Raw genomic sequence first — 19,954 nt, forward strand, 5'->3', positions numbered from 1 at the left:
TCGGTCAGCGGCTCATCCGCTGCTGGTCGGTCATCGCGCGGCGGCTTTCTTCCTGGGCCTTGCGGCGCTGGGCCACGGTCAGGCAGACGCTCTCCGGCATGTTGCTGCCGGTCAGGCGCTCGCGGCGGCAGATCATGCGGCTGTCGGCATGGGCACGGGTCATGATCGTGTTGACGATCTCCTGCTCGTTGAAGACGTCGTTACGCTCCTGCGGCGCAAGCTCATCAACCTTCTCGCGGCCATTCATCTTGATCTTGATGCGGTTCAGTGCCTGCTGCACCCGGCTCTTGTCCTCCAGCCCGATCTCGCTGTAGTCCTCGCTGCCGATGGCCGCTTCAACGCGGCGGATCTGCTCGGCCACCGGTGCGCCGCCGTCCATCCGGACGGCCTGCTTCTCGGCCTTGGCGTGCACAGTGGCAACCAGGCCCAGCGACAGCATCAGGGCCAGCGTGGTCTTGCGGTACATAACGCACTCCAGGTTCTTCCATGAATGGGGACCAACTTTACGACTCCGCCGATGCGCCCACAAGGGACGCTCGGCAGGGTGACCGTTGGCGATGCCTTGCGATCAGGGCTTGTAGTTGTTGAAGCGCTGGGTGTCGTTGAGCGCCTTGCGGCTTTCTTCCTGCGCCCTGCGGCGTTGCGCCACGGTCAGGCAGACACTCTGCGGCATGTTGCTGCCGGTGCTGCGCTCGCGACGGCAGACCATGCGGCTGTCGGCGTGGGCGCGGGTCATGATCGTATTGATCACTTCCTGGTCGTTGAAGACCTGGGTCTGGTCGTGCGGGCTGAGCTGCTCCACGTGCTGGTGGTTACCCACCGCCAGCTTGATCCGGCCCAGCGCCTGCTGCACCCGGCTCTTGTCCTCCAGGCCGATCTCGCTGTAGTTCTCGGAGCTGATCGCCTTTTCGACGGCCTGGATCTGCTCGGCCACCGGTGCCTTGGCGTCGAACTTCACTTCACTCTTTTCTGGCTTCGCCTGCGCCGTTGCGGCCAAGCCCAGGCACACCATCAGGGCAATCGGGGTCATGCGTTGCATCACTACCTCCATGTTCGTCCATGATTGAACGGCTAGAAACGGGAATCTGTCGATGCGGCCATGCGCAGCGCAAGGCAGGTGTGGGACACGGGGATCAGCGCCCGGAAGGCGGAACGAGGTTGCTGTAGCTGCGCTGGTCGTTGATCAGGGCCTTGCCCTTTTCCTCGATACGGCGCCGCTCGGCCACGGTCAGGCAGCGCCCCTTGGGCATGTTGCTGCCGGTGGTGCGCTGGTAGGTGCAGATCTGGCGGCTGTCGTCATGGCCACGGGTCAGCAGGGTGTTGACCCGCTCCTGCTCGTTGAACACGTCGGCCTGCTCCTGCGGTGTCAGCTCCTGCACGGTCTGGCGTTCGCCCATCCGCGAGCGGATCCGTTCCAGTGACTGCTGCACGCGGCTGCGGTCCTCATTGGACAACTCGGCGTATTCAGGAGTGGCCAGGGCTGCCTCCACCTGGCGGATCTGTCCGGCCACCGGCGCCTGCCGGTCCATCTGTAGGGCGGTCTTTTCCGGCTTGGCGGCAGCCGCGCCGGACAGCCCCAGCAACAACGCGATCATCGTGATGCGGTACATCGCCAGCCTCCGATCCATCCAGGAACGATGCGCGTCACTCTACGGCCGTCACGCGGCCTCCACAAGGGGCCTTCGGCAGGCATAAAAAAGACCCAGGCGGTGCCCCCGCCTGGGTCTGAAGTTGTATCCCGATACCGATCCTGCTGAGAGGCAGAGCTGCGGTTCGCTGAAGCCTACGCCGGCACCGATTAAAGGCTCGTTAAAGCCGGCGTCATTTGCCCATGAGAATCATAATTGGTTGAAATATCAGGGTTTTTTAAGCTTCTCGACGTGCTCGATGATACGCGTGGCGACATCCACTCCGCAGGCGGCTTCGATCCCTTCCAGCCCAGGCGTGGAATTGATTTCCAGCACCAGCGGCCCGCGCGCGGAGCGGATCAGGTCCACCCCGCACACGGACAGTCCCAGTGCCTTGGCCGAACGTACTGCCACCTGTTGCTCGGCGCGGCTGGCCTTGGCCGCTACCGCGGTCCCCCCGGCATGCAGGTTGGAGCGGAAATCACCTTCCGGCGCCTGGCGCTGCATCGACGCCACCACCTGGTCACCCACCACGAAGCAGCGCAGGTCGGCGCCCTTGGCCTCGCCAATGAACTCCTGCATCAGGAAGTTGGCGTACAGACCACGCAGGGCCTCGACGATGCCGCGCGAGGCACTGGCCTTCTCGGTGAGGATCACGCCCCGCCCCTGGGTGCCCTCGTTGAGCTTCACCACGTGCGGCGGCGGGCCGAGCATGGATAGCAGGTCGACGGTGTCATCGGGGTTGTCGCCGAACACGGTGACCGGCATGTCGATGCCCTTGGCCGCCAGCAGCTGGTGCGCGCGCAGCTTGTCGCGCGAACGCAGGATCGCATCGGACGGATTGGGGGTGCGTGCGCCCATCAGCTCGAACTGGCGCAGCACGGCGGTGCCATAGCGGGTGATCGAGGCGCCGATGCGCGGAATGACCATGTCCACACCGGTCATCGGCCGGCCCTTGTAGTGCATCGAGAAGCCATCGGCAGCGATGCGCATGTAGCAGCGCAGCGGGTCGAGGATGCGTACGGTGTGGCCGCGCGCGCGCGCCGCTTCGACCAGCCGGCGGGTGGAGTACAGGGTGCTGTTGCGGGACAGGATGGCGAGCTTCATCGCGGCGGGATCGGACGGCAGGCGCGCAGCATAGCGCGGGCGTGTGGCGGGTGGATGATGCTCTGCGAACGGCGGCATCTGCTCGCCTGGCAGTGCTGTGCGAAGATGCCCCTGCCGGCCAATGGACAGGACACGGCCGGCTTACACAAACCAAGGAGAACCACAGATGCGAATGGGAATTCCGCTGTTGTTGCTGTTTGGCCTGGTGGGAGGCGCCACAGACGTACAGGCTGCGCCGACCCATGCAGTCTCCCGGCTCTACTTCGATGCCAACAACACCCTGATCGGCCAGGGCCTGCGCTACTGCACAGGCAAGACACAGCACCAGGGCGTTGCCTCACACGCCAATACGCGCTGGATCGATGTTTCCTACGCCTGCCAGGGCGACTCGACCGACGTTTCCTACGGCAGCTGGGTACCTGCCCAGCTGCGGCAGGATTTCTGCACGCTGTATGACGCCTGCACGTCACTGATGCCGTGGCCCGAACCCGGCCTGCCCGGCACCCTCGGCAACGGTTTCTACTCAGACTGACGCCCAGTAGTCGCCGCACTGTCTCCGGCGAAGGCAGCACCGTCGCCGGAGACCCCACCCACTACGCCCCGGAGGCATCATGCCGCTGACGATCCTTCCGCGCTTCTCCGAAGTGGATGTACTCGGCCACGTCACCAACACCGCCCTGCCCGTCTGGTTCGAGGAAGGCCGCCAGGAGATCTTCCGGCATTTCAGCCGCGAGGCCAGCATGCGCGACCTGACGCTGATCCTGCGCCGCTACGAGATCGACTTCCTGCAGCAGATACAGGCCGGACACGAAGTGCGCATCGAGACCCGCATCGAGAACATCGGCCGCTCCTCGCTGTCGATCGTGCAGCAGGCGTTCCAGTTCGAGGCCCTGGTGGCCAGCGGGCGCTGCGTGATGGTGCATTTCGACTACACAGCCAACGCCTCGCGCGTGATCGATGCAGAGCAGCGCCGGGCGTTGTCGGGGCTGTTTACCGAGGAGTATGCGCAGCTGATGCAATCGGCAGGCACATGAGTCATCCGGAAATCCGGTCATCCGCACCCATTTGCCGTCTCTGGCGGTGGAAGGGCCATCGCCGGGGACATCCTCATGGCTCATCCAGGGGATGCGTGCCGCTGATCAGCACGGGGCAGGCGCAACGAGAAGCACCCATCGCGGACACGCACGGCCAATGCGGTTTCCCGCCATTCCACAGGCAGCGCCAATGCCGTGTGTGGCGTGGGGATGCGTGTGATCGCCTCGAACGTCCAGTGTTCCTCATAGGCTTCGCAGCGAAGCGTTCCGTCATCGCCGACCGCGATCACATCGATCCAGGCCCCACTCCGGGTCTTGCCACTGCCGCCCATCGCACGGCGGCCGATGGCCTGCCAATGCCCCTGCCAGTGGACGAGCCACACACCCTCGATGGGACGCAGATCCCCATCAAGTACGCTGCCCGCCACCGCCACGCATCGCCCTGACGGGCTGGCGATGACCGTGTCCAGATCGCAGGCATGACGGTCACTGGCCTCGCCATCAAGGCAGAGGGCGTACGGGCAGACGCGGGTGAACAGGGACGGATGTGCGGTCAGGCGCAGGTCGTCGGGAAGCAGCGGGATGGCCTGCAGAACCCGACCGTCAGGCAGGACATGCCGCAATGCCTGCGGCAACCCGGCGGCCACTGCCGGATGTTCCTGTTCCAGCCATAGACCCCGACAGGGGCGCAGCGTGGTCAATCGACTGGGAAGATCGCGCAGCCACGCCGCAGCTTCGGCATCCCCGCCAAGCTGCCGACGCTCGTGCAGTTCCTGCCAGAACAGGCTGGGAACAATCGTCAGCAGGTGCATCACCCTCTTGTCCGCTTCGTCGTAGACGATCACCGCTTCGCTGCGATCAATGTAGCCACTGGCCACGCGCAGCGCGCTTCCTGCCAGCTGCTGCCACTCACCACTGGCATCGTGGCTGCCGCTGGTCGATACGCCTTCAACGATGGCGCCATCGCGCAGCATCTGGGTGCTGTAGGCAGGCCCGCCCATACCCAGCTCGCCCCAGTCCAGCAGCACATCGTGCGTGGGCGGCCGAGTGGCAAAGGGCAGCGTCGCCCGCGAGCGCAGCTGTGCGCCGCCTACGGCATCGCCAACCAGATCGAAGCGCTGCAGCACGCCTCCCAGGGCAAGGCATGCGGCCAGGCCAACGACCACGCCCAAGGGCGACCACCAGGCCACGCAGATGGCGACCCAAGCCAGGAACGGCAGCCATTGGGTGTATCGGCGGAGGGTGATGCGATCAACAATCATGCGAGTGTGGTGGCTGCCACTTCGCACCAGAACGCTGATTCAAGCGCCCGGCACTCCAGGCATTCCGCCGAATCGATTCTCTTCCTCGCTCCCCGGAAGGAGCATGAGAGGAAAGAGAACGAACACACCCAACGGAATGAATGCGATCACCACGTACCAGCCGGACTCGTCGATATCGTGCAATCGCCGAACGGCCAGGGCCAGCATCGGCGGGAGGAGGACGATGACGGCAAACATCGCCACTGCCACTCCTGCTCCCTGCAGACGCTGGGACATTTCCCCATCATAGAGATCGGTACCGATCAGCCAGGAGCTGGCATTCATCAGAATGTAGCCCAACCCCGCCACGAACCCGGCAAGCAGGGAATACGACCAGAATTCTGTCCGGTTGGATCGCCCTGAAAAATCAAGGCATCGCCTGATGGGCATGAGTGCAGCGATCATTCTCGCTCCGGGCAGCGGGCGCTGGGAACCAAAAGTTAACGATCTTTTAGCATCCCCAAGCCGAGCACCGACTGAATCTTCCGGCGCGACACAGCCTGGGAGACAGCGGGCGTTGCCGAGGAGGCCGCGCAGCCGAGAACAACAAACCAATTGCCTCGCACTTTCATGGCCGTGAGCATCTTGAATCGAAGCACTGGCTTCCTGAAGCGACGGATTGGTTCAATTCCGGTTTTCCCAAAAGACGCTTCTGCTAGCTTCATCGCTCACTCATGGATTTGAGGTTTTACATGGCTGCGATTTCCTTTCCCCTGATGCTTGCACTGCTTTCGGCCCAGGCGTCGGTGGCACCGAATGTGGAACGTGAGCACAGCGGGCACTCAGGGGCATCCTCGATCGGGCCGGGCATCTGTGATCCTGGCATGGACATGTTGCCGAACCACGGTGGCGTGGCGGTCCGGCGATGCGGCAAGAATGGTACGGTCTCGGGCGTTGGCAGCAATATCGATGATGCGACAGCCAATGCGAATGGGCTCCTCGCCGTCGCCGAGGAAGGCCCCGTATGCAGCGTCCTCGCACACGATCCATATGTCAGCATCCCAGCACCCGGCGTCGGAATCAAAGGGCAGTGCGATTCCACCTCCCTTTCCGCCTACGGCCTGTCGACAACGACCGCGGGGAGGAACCTGCTCGAACTGGCCATCAATCTTGCTGCGACGCAGGCAAGCTGCAATGTTGACTACTACTACGGGTCGGCACACGGCTACAGGTATCCCTACACCTGTAGCCGAGCAGGTCAGTCCTGGAGCATTGCCGGCATTGGCTCCAGCGTCGATGATTCAAACGCGATTGCAATGCGCCTTGTGAAGAAATCGTCCGAAACAGGCACGCACTGCTACTTCGACAATGCCGAACTGAATGGCGTCGTATTCCGTGCCTATCTGCATTGCAACGGGTCAACGTATACCGGATTCGGAAGCTCCATCACTGCCGCCGCCAAGGACGCGGCCGCGCAAGCGGGCGCATAAGCCACTCGGGCTGTGGTTCGGAGGAGCCACAGCCCAACGCATTGAAGAGAGAAGTCAGGGCGCTGCCACCACATCCTGGCTTCGGTGTGGTTCAACCATTGCGCCGCGTCTGCCTGGGGTGAATACCCTGGAGACATGGAGCGGGCGATGGGAATCGAACCCACGTCAGTAGCTTGGGAAGCTACAGCTCTACCATTGAGCTACGCCCGCGTTGCGGTGGAAAGTCTATGCGGAGCGGCCGGTGTTGCGCAATGGTGGCCGGTCCATCCTGCCATGCAGCGACGGGGTCGGAGCCCTTTCCCTGCGGAAAGGACCCAGACCCCGCTCTGGATCAGAAGCTGCCGCTGACGGTGGCGAAGACCGAGGCATCGCGGGCGCGCTTCTGCGCGGCCGTGGTGCTCAGGCCAACGTTGCCCTGCAGGCCGAACAGGTCCATGCGCGCACCCAGGACGGCGGTGGCGTAGTTCTTGTCGAAGTCCAGGCCCGGCACGCGGTAGCTGCCCAGTTCCGGCAGCGTCTGCAGCCAGGCGCTGGCCTGCTTGGTGTCCTCGAACTCGTGGTCGTAGGTCACCTGCACGTACGGCTTGACGGTGCCGCCATCGAAGCGGGCCTGCCAGCCGATACGGCCGACGGTGGAGTCGACGTTCTGGCGGTCGTAGCCCAGGGCGGTGGCCAGCGTGCCGGCGGCGGCGCTTTCGCTGTAACCGTCGATCTTGACCTTCTGCCAGATCACCGCAGCGACCGGACCATGGCGGAAGCCACCTTCGGTGCCGAACTCATAACCGGCGTTCAGTGCAGCAGTGAGGTTGCTGCCATCCGGCGAACCACCGTGCTCGCGGGTGGCCGGGCCCAGCTGGACCTTGCGGTTCACGTCATACGACAGCCAGGTGTAGCTGACCTGGCCGTTGACCCAGACGCGGTCGCCGTACCATGCCGCAAACAGGCCGGCGGTGGTGTCCTTCTGGGTGAAGTCGCCACGGCTGTTGCCGAAGTCGGCATTCAGGCGGCCGAAGCCGGCGAAGCCGCCGAGCACCACGCCGTCGCGCGCCCAGTCGATGCCGAACAGGCCGGCCGGAGCGAGGCCGTCATACAGGTCCGCGTGGTCGTAGCGCTGCAGGTCGCCACGCACGCCACCCCACCACGACAGGCCATCGGCCGGACGGGCGCCCAGGTGATTGCTGACCTGATCGGCACGCGAGCGGCCGATGGTCTGTGCCGAGTGGCTCAGCACCTGCTGCAGGCGCGGTGCTTCCAGCACCGAAACGGCGTACTGACCCAGCAACTGGTGGCCAGCGACGGTCGGATGCACGCCATCGGCGAACAGATAGGTCTGGTACGCATCCGGGCTGACATAGCTGGTCGGATTGCAGGTCAGGATGCTGACCGTCGAGTTGTTCGGATCGATCTTGCAGGCGGTGCTGGTGACGTTGGTGAAACCGTACATGGCCGGGTTGGCAGCCACTTCACTCAGCACGGTGAAGGTATCCAGCGGAATGAACTCGATGCCGGCCTGCTTCAGGCCACCGTACAGGGCCTTGTTGTAACCCGCGGACAGCGCAGTGGCGGTGGCCGCATTCGGGCCACGGAATGCAGGAGTCAGGCCGACGTTCGGCAGGTTCGGCACCAGCACGTACTGTGCCCCCGCCTGCTTCAGCGCGCCAACCAGGGCAATCTGATCGGTAACGGCTGCGCCGATGATGGCCTGGGCCTGCGTCGGAGCGCCAGCTGCAGCGAACAGGTCGTTGGCGCCACCCCATACGGTGTACAGGGCATTGCGATCTGCCTTGCCGCCGTTCGCAGCCAGGTAACGGTTAGCCTGCGTCTTCAGCGACGGGATGACGCCCAGCGCGCTCGGTACGTCCACGCTGACACGGGCACCGCCTGCGGCGTAATTGTCACCGTTCTGGCCATTGCCGTTGGCGCCGTTGTTGAGGCCGTAGTAGTTGGCCACCTGTTGTGACCACACCCAGCCCGGGTTGGTGGTGAACTGACCGGTGGCCCCCTGGGTGGCCGCCGGCAGCAGCGGACGGAAGTAACCGGCGTCGGTCAGGCTGTCACCGAAGAACACGGCCTTCGAGTACGGGTTTTCGCCTGCCATGGCCGGAAGCGCGGCCAGCGCGATCGCGGCCGCCATCAGGGAGCGGATCGGGTGTTTGCTGAGCTGCATGTAGAAACTCCTGTGGGGAAGATAGGTAGGAATCCGGCGCACGTACGCCGGCGCACGGTGAATGGTTTCACCGCGCCGCCTTTTGCTCACGCTGCGCCGCCGCATGGATTGTCGCCTGATCGCCTGACAGTGCGCTGTGCCAGCGTTGGCGCCCGGAGGAAGTTGCAAGCATTCCGATCCTGACGTGCCATCAGCGACAATGAGCGGATGAACATCCAGCTCAATGGCGAACCGCGTACCCTGCCCGCTTCGGCGACCCTCCACGACCTGCTCGAGGCCGAGCAGCTGCTGCAGCGCCGGGTGGCGGTGGAGGTCAACGGCGAGATCGTCAGCCGCAGCCGCCATGGCGAACATGCGCTGGCCGAAGGCGACGTAGTGGAGATCGTGCACGCGCTGGGCGGGGGCTGATGGCCGGGGTCGGATCCCATCGAATTGCGATGGGCTCTGCCCCAGAACCACTTCGCAGCGGGTCAGAGCCCTTTGCCCTGGCAAAGGGATCCGACCCAGCCCTCTACGTGACCCCATCTTCAGGCGGATAAGCGATAATCGCGCCATGAACGTTCAAGTCTCCCCCGATTCGCTGGTGATCGCCGGCAAGACCTATGGCTCGCGGCTGCTGACCGGCACCGGCAAGTTCAAGGATCTGGAAGAAACCCGCCTGGCCACCGAGGCTGCAGGCGCCCAGATCGTCACCGTGGCCATCCGCCGCACCAACATCGGGCAGAACCCGGGCGAGCCGAACCTGCTCGACGTGCTGCCGCCGGAGCGTTTCACCATCCTGCCCAACACCGCCGGCTGCTACACCGCCGAGGATGCCGTGCGCACCTGCCGCCTGGCCCGTGAGCTGCTGGACGGCCACAACCTGACCAAGCTGGAAGTGCTGGGCGACCAGAAGTCGCTGTACCCGGACGTGGTGCAGACCCTCAAGGCCGCCGAGCAGCTGGTCAAGGACGGTTTCGAGGTGATGGTCTACACCTCCGACGACCCGATCCTGGCCAAGCGCCTGGAAGAGATCGGCTGCGCTGCGGTGATGCCGCTGGCCGCGCCGATCGGTTCGGGCCTGGGCATCCAGAACAAGTACAACCTGCTGCAGATCATCGAAGACGCCAAGGTGCCGATCATCGTCGACGCCGGCGTCGGCACCGCTTCGGATGCGGCGATCGCGATGGAGCTCGGCTGCGATGGCGTGCTGATGAACACCGCCATTGCCGGCGCGCGCCACCCGGTGCTGATGGCCAGCGCCATGCGCAAGGCGGTCGAAGCCGGACGCGAGGCCTTCCTGGCCGGGCGAATCCCGCGCAAGCGCTATGCCAGTGCGTCGTCGCCGATTGACGGGTTGATCGGCTGATGACCAATCCTTTCGACAGCGCGGGTTCCAAGGCCCCGCCCAAGCCCTTCACGGTCAGTGAAGGTCGCCGCGAAGTGCGCAGTTTCGTGCTGCGTCAGGGCCGCTTCACTCCGGCCCAGCAGCGCGCGTTCGACGAACGCTGGCCACGCTTCGGCCTGGACTACAGCGGCCAGCCGCGTGACCTGGATGCGACCTTCGGCCGTCCCGCGCACAAGGTGCTGGAAATCGGCTTCGGCAATGGCGCGGCCATGCGCTTCGCCGCCCAGCACGACCCGTCGCGCGACTACATCGGCATCGAGGTGCACGCCCCGGGTGTGGGCCGCCTGCTGAACGCGCTGGCCGATGACAACGCCGATCACGTGCGCCTGTACCACCACGATGCGGTGGAGGTGCTGCAGAACGAGATCGCCGATGGCGCGCTGGATGAAGTGCGCATCTACTTCCCGGATCCGTGGCACAAGAAGCGCCACAACAAGCGCCGCCTGCTGCAGCCGGCGTTCGCCGAACTGATCGTGCGCAAGCTGCGCCCGGGCGGCCGCCTGCACTGCGCCACCGACTGGGAGGACTACGCCGAGCAGATGTGGGACGTGCTGGACGCCACCGCTGGCCTGGTCAACCGCGCCGGTCCGCGTGGCAGCGTGCCGCGCCCGGACTGGCGGCCGCAGACCCACTTCGAGACCCGCGGCCAGAAGCTCGGCCATGGCGTCTGGGACCTGTTGTACGACCGCACCTGACGATCGCCTGAGGACGCCGCTCCCCACATGGATACCGCGCTGACGCTGACCAACGACATGAAGCTCGTGCTCGGGCTGGTCGGCTTCACGATGGCGATGTTCCTGTTCGAGCGCATCCGCGCCGACGTGGTCGCGCTGGTGGTGCTGGTGGTGCTCGGCGTCACCGGCCTGATCGCGCCGGAGGAAATCTTCGGTGGTTTCTCCGGTAACGCGGTGATGAGCATCATCGCCACCACCATCCTCGGTGCCGGCCTGGACCGCACCGGGGCGCTGAACCGGCTGGCCGCATGGTTGCTGCGGCGCGGCCATGGCGTGGAGCAGCGGCTGCTGATGATGACCACGGCCATCGCCGGCCTGAACTCGTCCTTCATGCAGAATCCGTCGGTGATGGCGCTGTACCTGCCGGTGGCCTCGCGGCTGGCGGCGCGCACGGGCCTGACCATGCAGCGGCTGCTGCTGCCGATCTCGGCGGCGATCGTGATGGGTGGCGCGCTGACCATGGTCGGCAACTCGCCGCTGATCCTGCTGAACGATCTGCTGGCCTCGGCCAACAACAACCTGCCCTCGGGCCTGGCCACCATCGAACCGCTGCGCATGTTCGCGCCGCTGCCGATCGGCGTGGCGCTGCTGATCGCTTCGCTGCTGTACTTCCGCTACTACGGCGACCGCAAGCTGGTGGAAGAGGAAAGCCTGGTCAACGACGGGGTCACCCCGGCACGCACCGAGAGCTACTTCGCAAAGACCTATGGCATCGAAGGCGACGTGTTCGAACTGGTGGTCAGCGCTGAAAGCCCGCTGGTCGGCATGACCCTGGGCGAAGCCGAGAACCTGCATGATGCGCCGCTGCTGCTGGCCCTGAAAACCGGCAATGACACCCGCCTGGCGCCACCGGCGGAAATGCGCATCTGGGTCGGCAGCGTGCTGGGGGCGATGGGCCCGCGCGAGCAGATCCACGATTTCGCGCAGAACCAGTTCCTGCGCATGTCCTCGCGCCTGAAGCACCTCGGTGACCTGTTCAACCCCAGCCGCGCCGGCATCTCCGAGGCAGTGGTGCCACCGACCTCGAACGTGATCGGCAAGAGCGCGGCCGACCTGCGCCTGCGCAAGGAGCGCGGCATCAGCCTGCTGGCGATCAACCGCGACAAGCAGGTGATCCGCGAGGACGTGCGCGATGTGCAGCTGCGTGCCGGCGACATGCTGGTCTTCCACAGCATCTGGACCGACCTGGCACAGGCCGCCAGGAGTCGTGACTTCGTGGTGGTAACCGACTACCCCACCGGCGAGCAGCGCCCGCACAAGTTCAAGATCGCGATGGCGATCTTCGCGTTGACCATCCTGATCGCGCTGACCAGCAAGCTGCCGGTGGCGCTGACCCTGATGACCGGCGTGGCCGGCATGCTGCTGACCGGCGTGCTGCGCATGGACGAGGCCTACGCCTCGATCAACTGGAAAACAGTGTTCATGATGGCCGGGCTGATCCCGCTCGGCTGGGCGATGGACTCCAGCGGCGCGGCGGCATGGGTGGCCGGCCACACCATCGACAAGCTGCCTACCGGCATCCCGGTATGGGTGCTGGAAGTCGCACTGGCGCTGCTGACCACGGCGTTCTCGCTGGTGATCAGCCATGTGGGCGCGACCATCGTGATGGTGCCCATTGCGGTGAACCTGGCGCTGGCCGCGGGCGGCAACCCGACGGCGTTCGCGCTGATCGTGGCGCTGTCGGCGTCCAACAACCTGATGACGGCCTCCAATCCGGTGATCTCGATGATCACCGGCCCGGCCAACTACACCCCACGCGAAATGTGGCGGGTCGGCGGACCACTGTCGCTGATCTATACGTGCGTGGTGGTGTTGATGATCAACCTGATGTTCTGAGGGTTGGGGTTTGTTGGCAGGGCTGCGCCCTGCACCCGCCGAGGCAACGACAACGGCAACGGCAACGGCAACGGCCTGCATTCCTTGGGATGGCGGGTGGGTCCGGTTGCGGGGGACGCCGTAAACCCCCAGACCGGCCCAGCCGCTGGCGGCTGTGCGTTCGGGCGCTTGCGAAGCAGTGCTTCGCAAGCAAAGCGCCCTCACCCATGGGGGCTTGGCCACGGCATCCATGCCGCGGACACCCCCGCCACCGGACTCACCCCGCCTTCGACAGATTTCCGCGATCTGTCGGAACGGCATGGACCGCTGTTGGTAGGTGTCGCCCTTGGTCGACACGACTTTTGTAGAGTCGAGCCGTGCTCGACTGCTTCCGGCCTCAGGCCAGGTAGATCTGCCCGTCGCGCACGTCCACCGGCACCGCGCGCAGGCGGTCGCCCTTGCAGGGGCCGGCGATGCAGTCGCCGCTGTCCAGCGCGAACGAGGCGCCGTGCGCTGCACATACCAGGTGGCCTTCGCGGCTCTTCAGGAACTGGCCCGGTGCCCAGTCCAGGCGGCGACCGGCATGCGGGCAGATGTTCAGGAACGCCCGCACCTGAGACCCGTCGCGATACAACACCAGCGACTCGGCATCCCCATCGACCACCGCCTCGACCTCGGCGAACGCGCCATCGGCAATGGCATCAAGGGCGATCAGGGCAGCAGCGGCAGTCATGGCGAAGGCTCGGACAGTAAACGCGCATTGTCGCACGCCCACTCAGGTGACTGGCTGCAACATGAACACAAGTCATTGATTCGTAATAAGCACAGGCTATATTTAACGAGTTTTTCACTCAAAGACAGTGGCACCTCCCGATACTCTGGTTTCGCTGATTCCAGCCTATCGAGCCGCCATGTTCAATCGCGCATCCGCCTTCAACCAGTTCCGCACCCTGTTCGCGCCGCGCAAGCCGCGTCACCCGCTGGTGCGCGTTGCCGTGGGCCTGCTCGGCCTGGCGATCCTGGCCGCGATGGTGTTCATTGGCGTGTTCGTCGGTGCGGCGATGATCCTGGTCGGCCTGGCATGGAAGCTGCTGGCTTCGCGCAAGCCGGGCACTGCCCGTCCTCTCGACCCGAACGTGGTCGAGGGCGAGTTCCGCGTGGTGCGCAAGCCGGTGCTGCCGGCCTCGCGTTGATCCACGCCCTCCGCGCCCGCTGACGGCGGGCGCCATGCGTTCTAGACTGCGGGCACGCCCTTCCTGGATGCCCGCATGTCCGATGTCTCCGATGTGATTCCTGCCGTAGCCCTGCCGCGTGTGCCGGTGGTGGGTGGTGGCAGCTTCCCCGTGCACCGTATCTACTGCGTCGGCCGCAATTTCGCCGACCATGCCCGCGAAATGGGCGCAGCGGTGCCGGCGGCCGACGACCGCGGCCGTCCGATGTTCTTCAGCAAGCCGGCCGATGCGATCGTGGTCGGCCACGACGATGCCATCCCCTATCCCCCGGCAACCGCCAACCTGCACCACGAAGTGGAACTGGTGGTGGCGATCGGCCGTGATGCGCCGGCCGGTGAACTGGCCGTGGCCGATGCCGATGCGCTGGTCTACGGCTATGCAGTCGGACTGGATCTGACCCGTCGCGACCTGCAGGCCGCCGCCAAGGACAAGGGCCATCCGTGGGATGCAGCCAAGGGCTTCGATGCTTCGGCACCGATCAGCGAGATCGTGCATGCCGCTGAAGTGGGCGACCTGGCCGCGCTGAACCTGTCGCTGGAGGTCAACGGCGAGGTCCGCCAGCAGGCCCTGCTCGACCAGATGATCTGGAACGTGCCGGAGATCCTGCATGAGCTGTCCAAGCTGTGGCAGCTGCGTGCCGGCGACCTTGTGTTCATGGGTACCCCGTCCGGGGTGGCGGCGCTGAAGCCCGGCGACCGTTTCAGTGCCCGATTGGAAAACGTGGCCGAGCGCCACGGCGTGATCGCCGGCTGACATCACCTGCGCTACCCTGCGCGCTGTCCACTTCCCCCACCGGAGAAAAACAACAATGGGAATGCTCACCGAGTTCAAGGAATTCGCGATGCGCGGCAACGTCATCGACCTCGCCGTCGGCGTGGTGATCGGCGCGGCCTTCGGCAAGATCGTGACCGCGCTGGTCGAGAAGATCATCATGCCGCCGCTGGGCATGCTGATCGGCAAGGTGGATTTCTCGCAGCTGGCGTGGACGCTGTCACCGGCCAGCATCGGTGCCGACGGCAAGGAAATCCCCGCCGTGGTGATCGGCTACGGCGACTTCATCAACACGCTGATCCAGTTCGTGATCGTGGCCTTCGCCATCTTCCTGGTGATCAAGGTGATCAACCGCCTGTCGCGCAAGAAGGAAGCCGCTCCGGCCGCACCGGCCGAGGAAGTGGTGCTGCTGCGCGAGATCCGCGACAGCCTGAAGAAATAAGGCGGCCTACCGGTAGTGCCGGCCGCTGGCCGGCAACGTCGGAACAACCGTGGTGCCGGCCAGCGGCCGGCACTACCGCGACTGCACGAAAGCCCCGCTCCGGCGGGGCTTTCGCTTTGCCGGACGTGGCGGAAAACAGCGTTCGCGCCAGCCATGACCTCCCGCCCATGCGCGGGCCTGAACGACTGTTAAGCTCCAAGGCTTGGTCCCTTCCCGGAGCTGTCCATGCGTCGCCGCATCCTTGCCATCGCATCCTCCCTCGCCCTGCTGGCCGCCCCGGCCTTCGCGGCGCCGCACACCACCACCCTGCCCCCGGCTTCGCTGGCCACCGCTGCGCAGCTGCGCGACCAGGCACTGGCTGACGACACCGGCTGGAAGGTGGTCGAATCGCTGACCACCGAGATCGGCCCGCGCATCGCCGGCAGCGAAGCTGACGCTCGCGCCGTGGCCTGGGCCGAAGCCAAGTTCAAGGCACTCGGTTTCGACAAGGTCTGGAAAGAGCCGGTGACCTTCCCGAAATGGGAGCGCCGCAGTGAACACGCCGCCGTAACCGGCAGGAACCCGCAGCCGCTGCAGATCACCGCGCTGGGCGGCAGCCCGGGCGGCACGGTGGAAGCCGAAGTCGTGCGCTTCGCCGACCTGGCTGCGCTGCAGGCAGCAACGGCCGGTTCGTTGAAGGGCAAGATCGCCTTCGTCGATTACCAGATGCTGCCCTTCCGCGATGGACGCGACTACGGCCGTGGCGGCGCGATCCGCAGCAAGGGCCCGTCCGAGGCGATTCGCAAGGGCGCGGTCGGTTTCCTGATGCGTTCGGCCGGTACCGATTCCCACCGCGTGCCGCATACCGGCATCACCCGCTTCGACGACGGCCTGACCCCGGTGCCGTCGGCGGCACTGTCGGTGCCCGACGCCGATCAGCTGGCCCGCCTGCTGGCCCGTGGCAGCACCACGGTGAAGGTGGCGCTGGACTGCGGCTGGGATGGCACCGCCACCTCGTACAACGTGATCGGCGAGATCACCGGCCGCAGCCTGCCCAAGGAAGTGGTGGTGATCGGTGGTCACCTGGATTCCTGGGACCTGGGCACCGGCGCGGTGGATGACGGTGCAGGCGTGGGCATCACCATGGCCGCTGGTCATCTGATCGGCCAGCTGAAGCAGGCGCCGAAGCGCACCATCCGCGTGATCGCGTTCGCCAACGAAGAACAGGGCCTGTATGGCGGCAAGGCCTACGCCGAAGCGCACGCCAAGGATGTGGCCCTGCACCAGCTGGCCGCCGAGAGCGACTTCGGTGCTGGCCGCATCTACGCCTTCAACACCGGTTCGCCGAACCCGGAAGGCTCGCGCGAAGCGACGAAGCAGATTGCCGAAGTGATGAAGCCGCTGGGCATCGAGTACCAGGCCGACAAGGGTGGTCCGGGCCCGGACGTCGGCCCGCTGGCGGCCAAGGGCGGTGCATGGGCGTGGCTGGCGCAGGACGGCTCGGACTATTTCCACCTGCACCACACCGCCGACGACACGCTGGACAAGATCGACCCGAAGGCGCTGGCACAGAACGTGGCCGCCTACACCGTGTTCGCGTATCTGGCGGCGGAAGCCGATGGCAGCTTCGGCAGCGAAGCCAAGGCGACCACGCCGCCGAACGAATGACGCAGTAGCGCCGGGCCATGCCCGGCGAGCGCAGCGGCGGGAGCGGTGCGAACCAAGGTTCGCACCCACCACGGCAGATCCTGCATTGGGAACCGGACGGGGTCAGAGCCCTCGCCGTGGCGAGGGATCTGACCCCGCGCAGAGGTTCAATCGCGGCGACTGACCCACTGAGCCAACAGCACGGCCGTGGCCGAGGCCACGTTCAGGCTCTCCACCGCGCCGCTGCCGGGAATCGAGACCTGCAGGTCGCATTCGCTGGCAAGGCTGCGGTCCATGCCTTCGCCTTCGGCACCCATCACGTAGACCAGTCGTGCCGGCAGCGATGCGCGGAACACGTCCTCACCGCCCTTGACCAGGGTTGCTGCCAGCCCGAAACCGGCCGCTCGCAGCTGCGCCATCGCCTGTGCGTTGTCCGGCAACTGCACCAGCGGCACCGATTCGGCGCCACCTTCGGCAACGCGTGCCGCGGCGCCGGACAGCGCCAGCGTGCTGCCGGCCGGCAGCAGCAGCGCCTTGACGCCGAAGTGCGCGGCCGAGCGCAGGATCGCGCCGAAGTTGTGGGGATTGCCGACACCGTCCAGCCACAACGCCAGCGCCGGTGCATCAGCCGGCAGCGTCGCCAGCCATGCGTCCAGCGCCAGCACCGGCGCACGCAGCACGTCGGCCACCAGGCCTTCGTGATGGGTGGTGGCAGCCAGCTTGTTGAGGTCGCCCTCCTCCACCACGCGATAGCCCACGCGGTTGGCCACGCACCACTTCAGCACCGGCTGCATGCGCGGAATCAGCGATTCCACCAGGTACAGCTTGCGCAGCGCCTGCGGGCGCTTGTCGAACAGGGCCTGCACGGCGTTCCAGCCATACAGGCGCAGTTCGTCATTGCCACGCCCCGGCGGTGGCGGGGTGCCGCCCTCACGCGGTGGCAGCGGGGTGGCCCGCGGCGGTCGCGACGACGGGCGGCGGGCATTCTTCCAGGGATCATTCACTACGGGACAACTCCAGCTTGCGTTGACGCCAGAAATCGGCGTTCTTGATGCCCAGGGCATCGGGGTCGAAAATCGGATCCAGGCCCAGCTTCTTCTGCCGCTCGTAATCGCGCAGGGCCAGCATGGCCGGCTTCTGGATGATGAGGATGGCGATGATGTTCAGCCAGGCCATCAGGCCCACGCCGATGTCACCCAGCGCCCAGGCCAGGGTGGCGTTGTGGAAGGCACCGAACACCACCATGCCGATGATGCCCAGGCGCAGCAGCAGCACGGTCAGCGGGCGCTTCTTGTTGTGGTTGACGTAGGTCAGGTTGGTTTCGGCCATGTAGTAATAGGCCATGATGGTGGTGAAGGCGAAGAAGAAGATCGCCACCGACACGAAGGCCGAGCCCCAGCCCGGCAGCACCGCTTCCACGCCGGCCTGCGCATAGCCCGCGCCTTCCGGAATGCCGGCCAGGCCCTGGAAGATCGGCGCGCCACCCGGCACCGGCGAGTACACGTTGTAGGTGCCGCTGGCCAGGATCAGGAATGCGGTGGCGGTGCACACCATCATGGTGTCGAAGTAGATGGCGAACGCCTGCACGTAGCCCTGCTTGGCCGGGTGCGAGACCTCGGACGCAGCGGCCGCATGCGGGCCCGAGCCCTGGCCGGCCTCGTTGGCGTAGATACCACGCTTGATGCCCCACTCCACCGCCAGGCCCATCATCGCGCCGAATGCAGCATGGGTACCGAAAGCACTCTTGAAGATGATGCCGAACATTTCCGGCACGCGGTCGTAGTTGATGATCATGATGACGATGGCCATCAGGATGAAGCCGGCGGCCATGAACGGCACCACCACTTCGGCGAAGTTGGCGATGCGCTTGACGCCGCCGAAGATCACCACGCCCAGCAACAGGGCGACCACGATGCCGATGCCCAGCTTCAGCGCCTGCGCCGATTCCATGCCGAAGGCCTGGCCATCGAGCGGGCCGCACAGCGCGGTACCACGGCAGGCATTGATGACGCTGTCGGCGATGGCATTGGCCTGCACGCCCGGCATCAGGAAACCGGCGGCGATGATCGTGGCGATGGCGAAGGCCATGGCATACCACTTCAGGCCCATGGCCTTTTCAATGTAGTAGGCCGGGCCGCCGCGGTAGCGGCCTTCGGCGTCCTTGGTCTTGTAGATCTGCGCCAGCGTGCATTCCACGTACGAGGTGGAGGCGCCGAGGAAGCCCATGACCCACATCCAGAAGATGGCGCCGGGTCCGCCAAAGGCGATGGCGGTGGCCACGCCGGCGATGTTGCCGATGCCCATGCGCCCGGCCATCGACATGGCCAGCGCCTGGAAGGAAGACACGCCGGCCTCGGACTTCTCGCCGGACACGGTCAGGCGGCACATCTCGACGAAACCACGGATCTGCATGAAGCGGGTGCGCAGGCTGAAGAACAGGCCGGCGGCCAGGCACATGAAGATCAGCGCCTTGCTCCAGATGATGCTGTTGATGAAATGTACGGTAGCTTCCACGCGCGCTCTCTCCAGTCGGCGGGTTGTGAGGACGTCCCGTCGGCTGGAAGGGACCGGTCGATTCTCCCTGATCGAAGGTCGCTGCGATAGCGCCGGATGTGGGGGCGTGTTCTCCGCCGGGCATGGCCCGGCGCTACCGGCAATGACCGTGCCCCCCCACGTTAGCGCCGGGCCGTGCCCGGCGGCCGGTTACGGAAGCTGCGTGCGCACCCGGGCGAAGCGGCGCAGGTCGTGCAGCACGCCGCGCTTGTAGACCGCGCAGCGGTCCACGCCCTCTTCCTGGAAGCCGTTCTTTTCCAGCACCCGGGCCGAACCGAGGTTGAAGTCGACCACCCCGGCCTGCAGCCTGAACAGGCGCAGTTCGTCCATCACCCACGGTGCGAACAGGCCGACCACCCGGGTCATCAGGCCCTGGCCCCAGTAGGACTGGCCCAGCCAGTAGCCCAGTTCCGCCATGTGACCACGCTCGGCGATGCCCTGCTGGGCACCGACGCTCCCGCAGGCCTGGCCGTCGATCTCGATGGCCAGGTTGAGCGTGCCCGGTGCCAGCACGCGGCCAGCCAGGAAAGCCTCGCCATCTTCGCGCGTGTACGGGTACGGGAAACGATCACGCAGGCCCCGCGATACCTCGGCATCGTTGGCATGGCGCAGCAGCGATTCGAGGTCTTCATTGCGCCAGGGGCGCAGGAGGAAGCCGTCGCCCTGCAGGTGTGGGGTCAGAGCCCTTTCCCTTTGGGAAAGGGATCCGACCCCGCCAGCCATCCCG

22 protein-coding genes and 1 tRNA gene are annotated in these 19,954 nt (G+C 65.7%); 11 read left to right on the plus strand and 12 right to left on the minus strand.

Annotated features, from left to right (window positions below):
- Nucleotides 1–4: 4 nt before the first annotated feature.
- From ACZK2G_RS17220 to rimK, 4 genes are all read right to left on the minus strand, one after another.
- A complete protein-coding gene (locus ACZK2G_RS17220) occupies nucleotides 5–466 on the minus strand; it encodes a hypothetical protein (protein WP_478473941.1) in 462 nt (153 codons plus the stop codon).
- Between the two features lie 102 nt (nucleotides 467–568).
- Nucleotides 569–1,039, minus strand: a complete 471-nt coding sequence (locus tag ACZK2G_RS17225) for a hypothetical protein (protein ID WP_295381758.1) — start codon at nucleotides 1,037–1,039, stop codon at nucleotides 569–571.
- Between the two features lie 94 nt (nucleotides 1,040–1,133).
- Complete coding sequence (locus ACZK2G_RS17230; protein WP_478473943.1) at nucleotides 1,134–1,610, minus strand: hypothetical protein; 477 nt, start codon at nucleotides 1,608–1,610, stop codon at nucleotides 1,134–1,136.
- Between the two features lie 246 nt (nucleotides 1,611–1,856).
- Nucleotides 1,857–2,735, minus strand: coding sequence for a 30S ribosomal protein S6--L-glutamate ligase (gene rimK, locus ACZK2G_RS17235; RefSeq protein WP_006387331.1), 879 nt, complete (start codon nucleotides 2,733–2,735; stop codon nucleotides 1,857–1,859).
- A gap of 166 nt (nucleotides 2,736–2,901) precedes the next feature.
- On the opposite strand from rimK, the gene ACZK2G_RS17240 reads away from it, so the two are divergent.
- A complete protein-coding gene (locus tag ACZK2G_RS17240; RefSeq protein WP_248298490.1) occupies nucleotides 2,902–3,267 on the plus strand; it encodes a hypothetical protein in 366 nt (121 codons plus the stop codon).
- Between the two features lie 79 nt (nucleotides 3,268–3,346).
- Nucleotides 3,347–3,769: an acyl-CoA thioesterase gene (locus tag ACZK2G_RS17245; protein WP_046985460.1), complete on the plus strand. Its 423-nt coding sequence runs from the start codon at nucleotides 3,347–3,349 to the stop codon at nucleotides 3,767–3,769.
- Nucleotides 3,770–3,849: 80 nt separating this feature from the next.
- Here ACZK2G_RS17245 and ACZK2G_RS17250 read toward each other — a convergent pair whose 3' ends face one another.
- On the minus strand, nucleotides 3,850–5,031 hold the full coding sequence (locus ACZK2G_RS17250; RefSeq protein ID WP_478473944.1) for a hypothetical protein: 1,182 nt from the start codon (nucleotides 5,029–5,031) through the stop codon (nucleotides 3,850–3,852).
- 39 nt (nucleotides 5,032–5,070) lie between these two features.
- Nucleotides 5,071–5,475 carry a DUF805 domain-containing protein gene (locus ACZK2G_RS17255; RefSeq protein WP_478473946.1) on the minus strand — a complete coding sequence of 135 codons (405 nt, stop codon included), beginning with the start codon at nucleotides 5,473–5,475 and terminating at the stop codon, nucleotides 5,071–5,073.
- Nucleotides 5,476–5,762: 287 nt separating this feature from the next.
- On the opposite strand from ACZK2G_RS17255, the gene ACZK2G_RS17260 reads away from it, so the two are divergent.
- Complete coding sequence (locus tag ACZK2G_RS17260; RefSeq protein ID WP_046985478.1) at nucleotides 5,763–6,500, plus strand: hypothetical protein; 738 nt, start codon at nucleotides 5,763–5,765, stop codon at nucleotides 6,498–6,500.
- A 136-nt stretch (nucleotides 6,501–6,636) separates the two neighbouring features.
- Here the strand turns inward: ACZK2G_RS17260 and ACZK2G_RS17265 are convergent.
- Together ACZK2G_RS17265 and ACZK2G_RS17270 are read right to left on the minus strand one after the other, a co-directional pair.
- Nucleotides 6,637–6,710, minus strand: a tRNA-Gly gene (locus ACZK2G_RS17265).
- Nucleotides 6,711–6,831: 121 nt separating this feature from the next.
- The gene (locus tag ACZK2G_RS17270) at nucleotides 6,832–8,667 is read right to left on the minus strand and encodes an autotransporter domain-containing esterase (protein WP_046985463.1); all 1,836 of its coding nucleotides are present in this window, start codon (nucleotides 8,665–8,667) and stop codon (nucleotides 6,832–6,834) included.
- Nucleotides 8,668–8,874: 207 nt separating this feature from the next.
- On the opposite strand from ACZK2G_RS17270, the gene thiS reads away from it, so the two are divergent.
- The 4 genes from thiS to ACZK2G_RS17290 all read left to right on the plus strand — a co-directional run bounded on the left by thiS (nucleotide 8,875) and on the right by ACZK2G_RS17290 (nucleotide 12,624).
- Nucleotides 8,875–9,075, plus strand: coding sequence for a sulfur carrier protein ThiS (gene thiS, locus ACZK2G_RS17275; RefSeq protein WP_046985464.1), 201 nt, complete (start codon nucleotides 8,875–8,877; stop codon nucleotides 9,073–9,075).
- Between the two features lie 145 nt (nucleotides 9,076–9,220).
- A complete protein-coding gene (locus ACZK2G_RS17280; protein WP_006387459.1) occupies nucleotides 9,221–10,015 on the plus strand; it encodes a thiazole synthase in 795 nt (264 codons plus the stop codon).
- Nucleotides 10,015–10,749 carry a tRNA (guanosine(46)-N7)-methyltransferase TrmB gene (trmB, locus tag ACZK2G_RS17285; protein ID WP_046985465.1) on the plus strand — a complete coding sequence of 245 codons (735 nt, stop codon included), beginning with the start codon at nucleotides 10,015–10,017 and terminating at the stop codon, nucleotides 10,747–10,749. The genes ACZK2G_RS17280 and trmB overlap by 1 nt, the downstream gene beginning before the upstream one ends.
- Nucleotides 10,750–10,776: 27 nt before the next feature.
- Nucleotides 10,777–12,624, plus strand: a complete 1,848-nt coding sequence (locus ACZK2G_RS17290; protein ID WP_046985466.1) for an SLC13 family permease — start codon at nucleotides 10,777–10,779, stop codon at nucleotides 12,622–12,624.
- Nucleotides 12,625–13,000: 376 nt separating this feature from the next.
- Here ACZK2G_RS17290 and ACZK2G_RS17295 read toward each other — a convergent pair whose 3' ends face one another.
- Nucleotides 13,001–13,336, minus strand: coding sequence for a Rieske (2Fe-2S) protein (locus ACZK2G_RS17295; RefSeq protein ID WP_478473948.1), 336 nt, complete (start codon nucleotides 13,334–13,336; stop codon nucleotides 13,001–13,003).
- A 178-nt stretch (nucleotides 13,337–13,514) separates the two neighbouring features.
- Between ACZK2G_RS17295 and ACZK2G_RS17300 the strand changes: the two genes are divergently transcribed.
- The 4 genes from ACZK2G_RS17300 (at nucleotide 13,515) to ACZK2G_RS17315 (ending at nucleotide 16,695) form a co-directional block, all read left to right on the plus strand.
- Nucleotides 13,515–13,796, plus strand: a complete 282-nt coding sequence (locus ACZK2G_RS17300; protein ID WP_046985468.1) for a hypothetical protein — start codon at nucleotides 13,515–13,517, stop codon at nucleotides 13,794–13,796.
- Nucleotides 13,797–13,871: 75 nt separating this feature from the next.
- On the plus strand, nucleotides 13,872–14,588 hold the full coding sequence (locus ACZK2G_RS17305; RefSeq protein ID WP_006387611.1) for a fumarylacetoacetate hydrolase family protein: 717 nt from the start codon (nucleotides 13,872–13,874) through the stop codon (nucleotides 14,586–14,588).
- 55 nt (nucleotides 14,589–14,643) lie between these two features.
- Complete coding sequence (mscL, locus tag ACZK2G_RS17310; protein ID WP_046985469.1) at nucleotides 14,644–15,048, plus strand: large-conductance mechanosensitive channel protein MscL; 405 nt, start codon at nucleotides 14,644–14,646, stop codon at nucleotides 15,046–15,048.
- Nucleotides 15,049–15,273: 225 nt separating this feature from the next.
- Nucleotides 15,274–16,695 (plus strand): M28 family peptidase, encoded by a 1,422-nt coding sequence (locus ACZK2G_RS17315; protein WP_478473950.1) that lies wholly within the window; start codon nucleotides 15,274–15,276, stop codon nucleotides 16,693–16,695.
- A gap of 146 nt (nucleotides 16,696–16,841) precedes the next feature.
- Here ACZK2G_RS17315 and ACZK2G_RS17320 read toward each other — a convergent pair whose 3' ends face one another.
- The 3 genes from ACZK2G_RS17320 to ACZK2G_RS17330 form a co-directional block, all read right to left on the minus strand.
- Nucleotides 16,842–17,678 carry a TrmH family RNA methyltransferase gene (locus tag ACZK2G_RS17320; RefSeq protein ID WP_136639341.1) on the minus strand — a complete coding sequence of 279 codons (837 nt, stop codon included), beginning with the start codon at nucleotides 17,676–17,678 and terminating at the stop codon, nucleotides 16,842–16,844.
- The gene (locus ACZK2G_RS17325; protein WP_478473952.1) at nucleotides 17,671–19,188 is read right to left on the minus strand and encodes an alanine/glycine:cation symporter family protein; all 1,518 of its coding nucleotides are present in this window, start codon (nucleotides 19,186–19,188) and stop codon (nucleotides 17,671–17,673) included. The genes ACZK2G_RS17320 and ACZK2G_RS17325 overlap by 8 nt, the downstream gene beginning before the upstream one ends.
- A 189-nt stretch (nucleotides 19,189–19,377) precedes the next feature.
- A complete protein-coding gene (locus tag ACZK2G_RS17330) occupies nucleotides 19,378–19,950 on the minus strand; it encodes a GNAT family N-acetyltransferase (protein WP_478475596.1) in 573 nt (190 codons plus the stop codon).
- Nucleotides 19,951–19,954: the final 4 nt, after the last annotated feature.

It is taken from the genome of Stenotrophomonas sp. 107298_Sma (assembly GCF_056480345.1).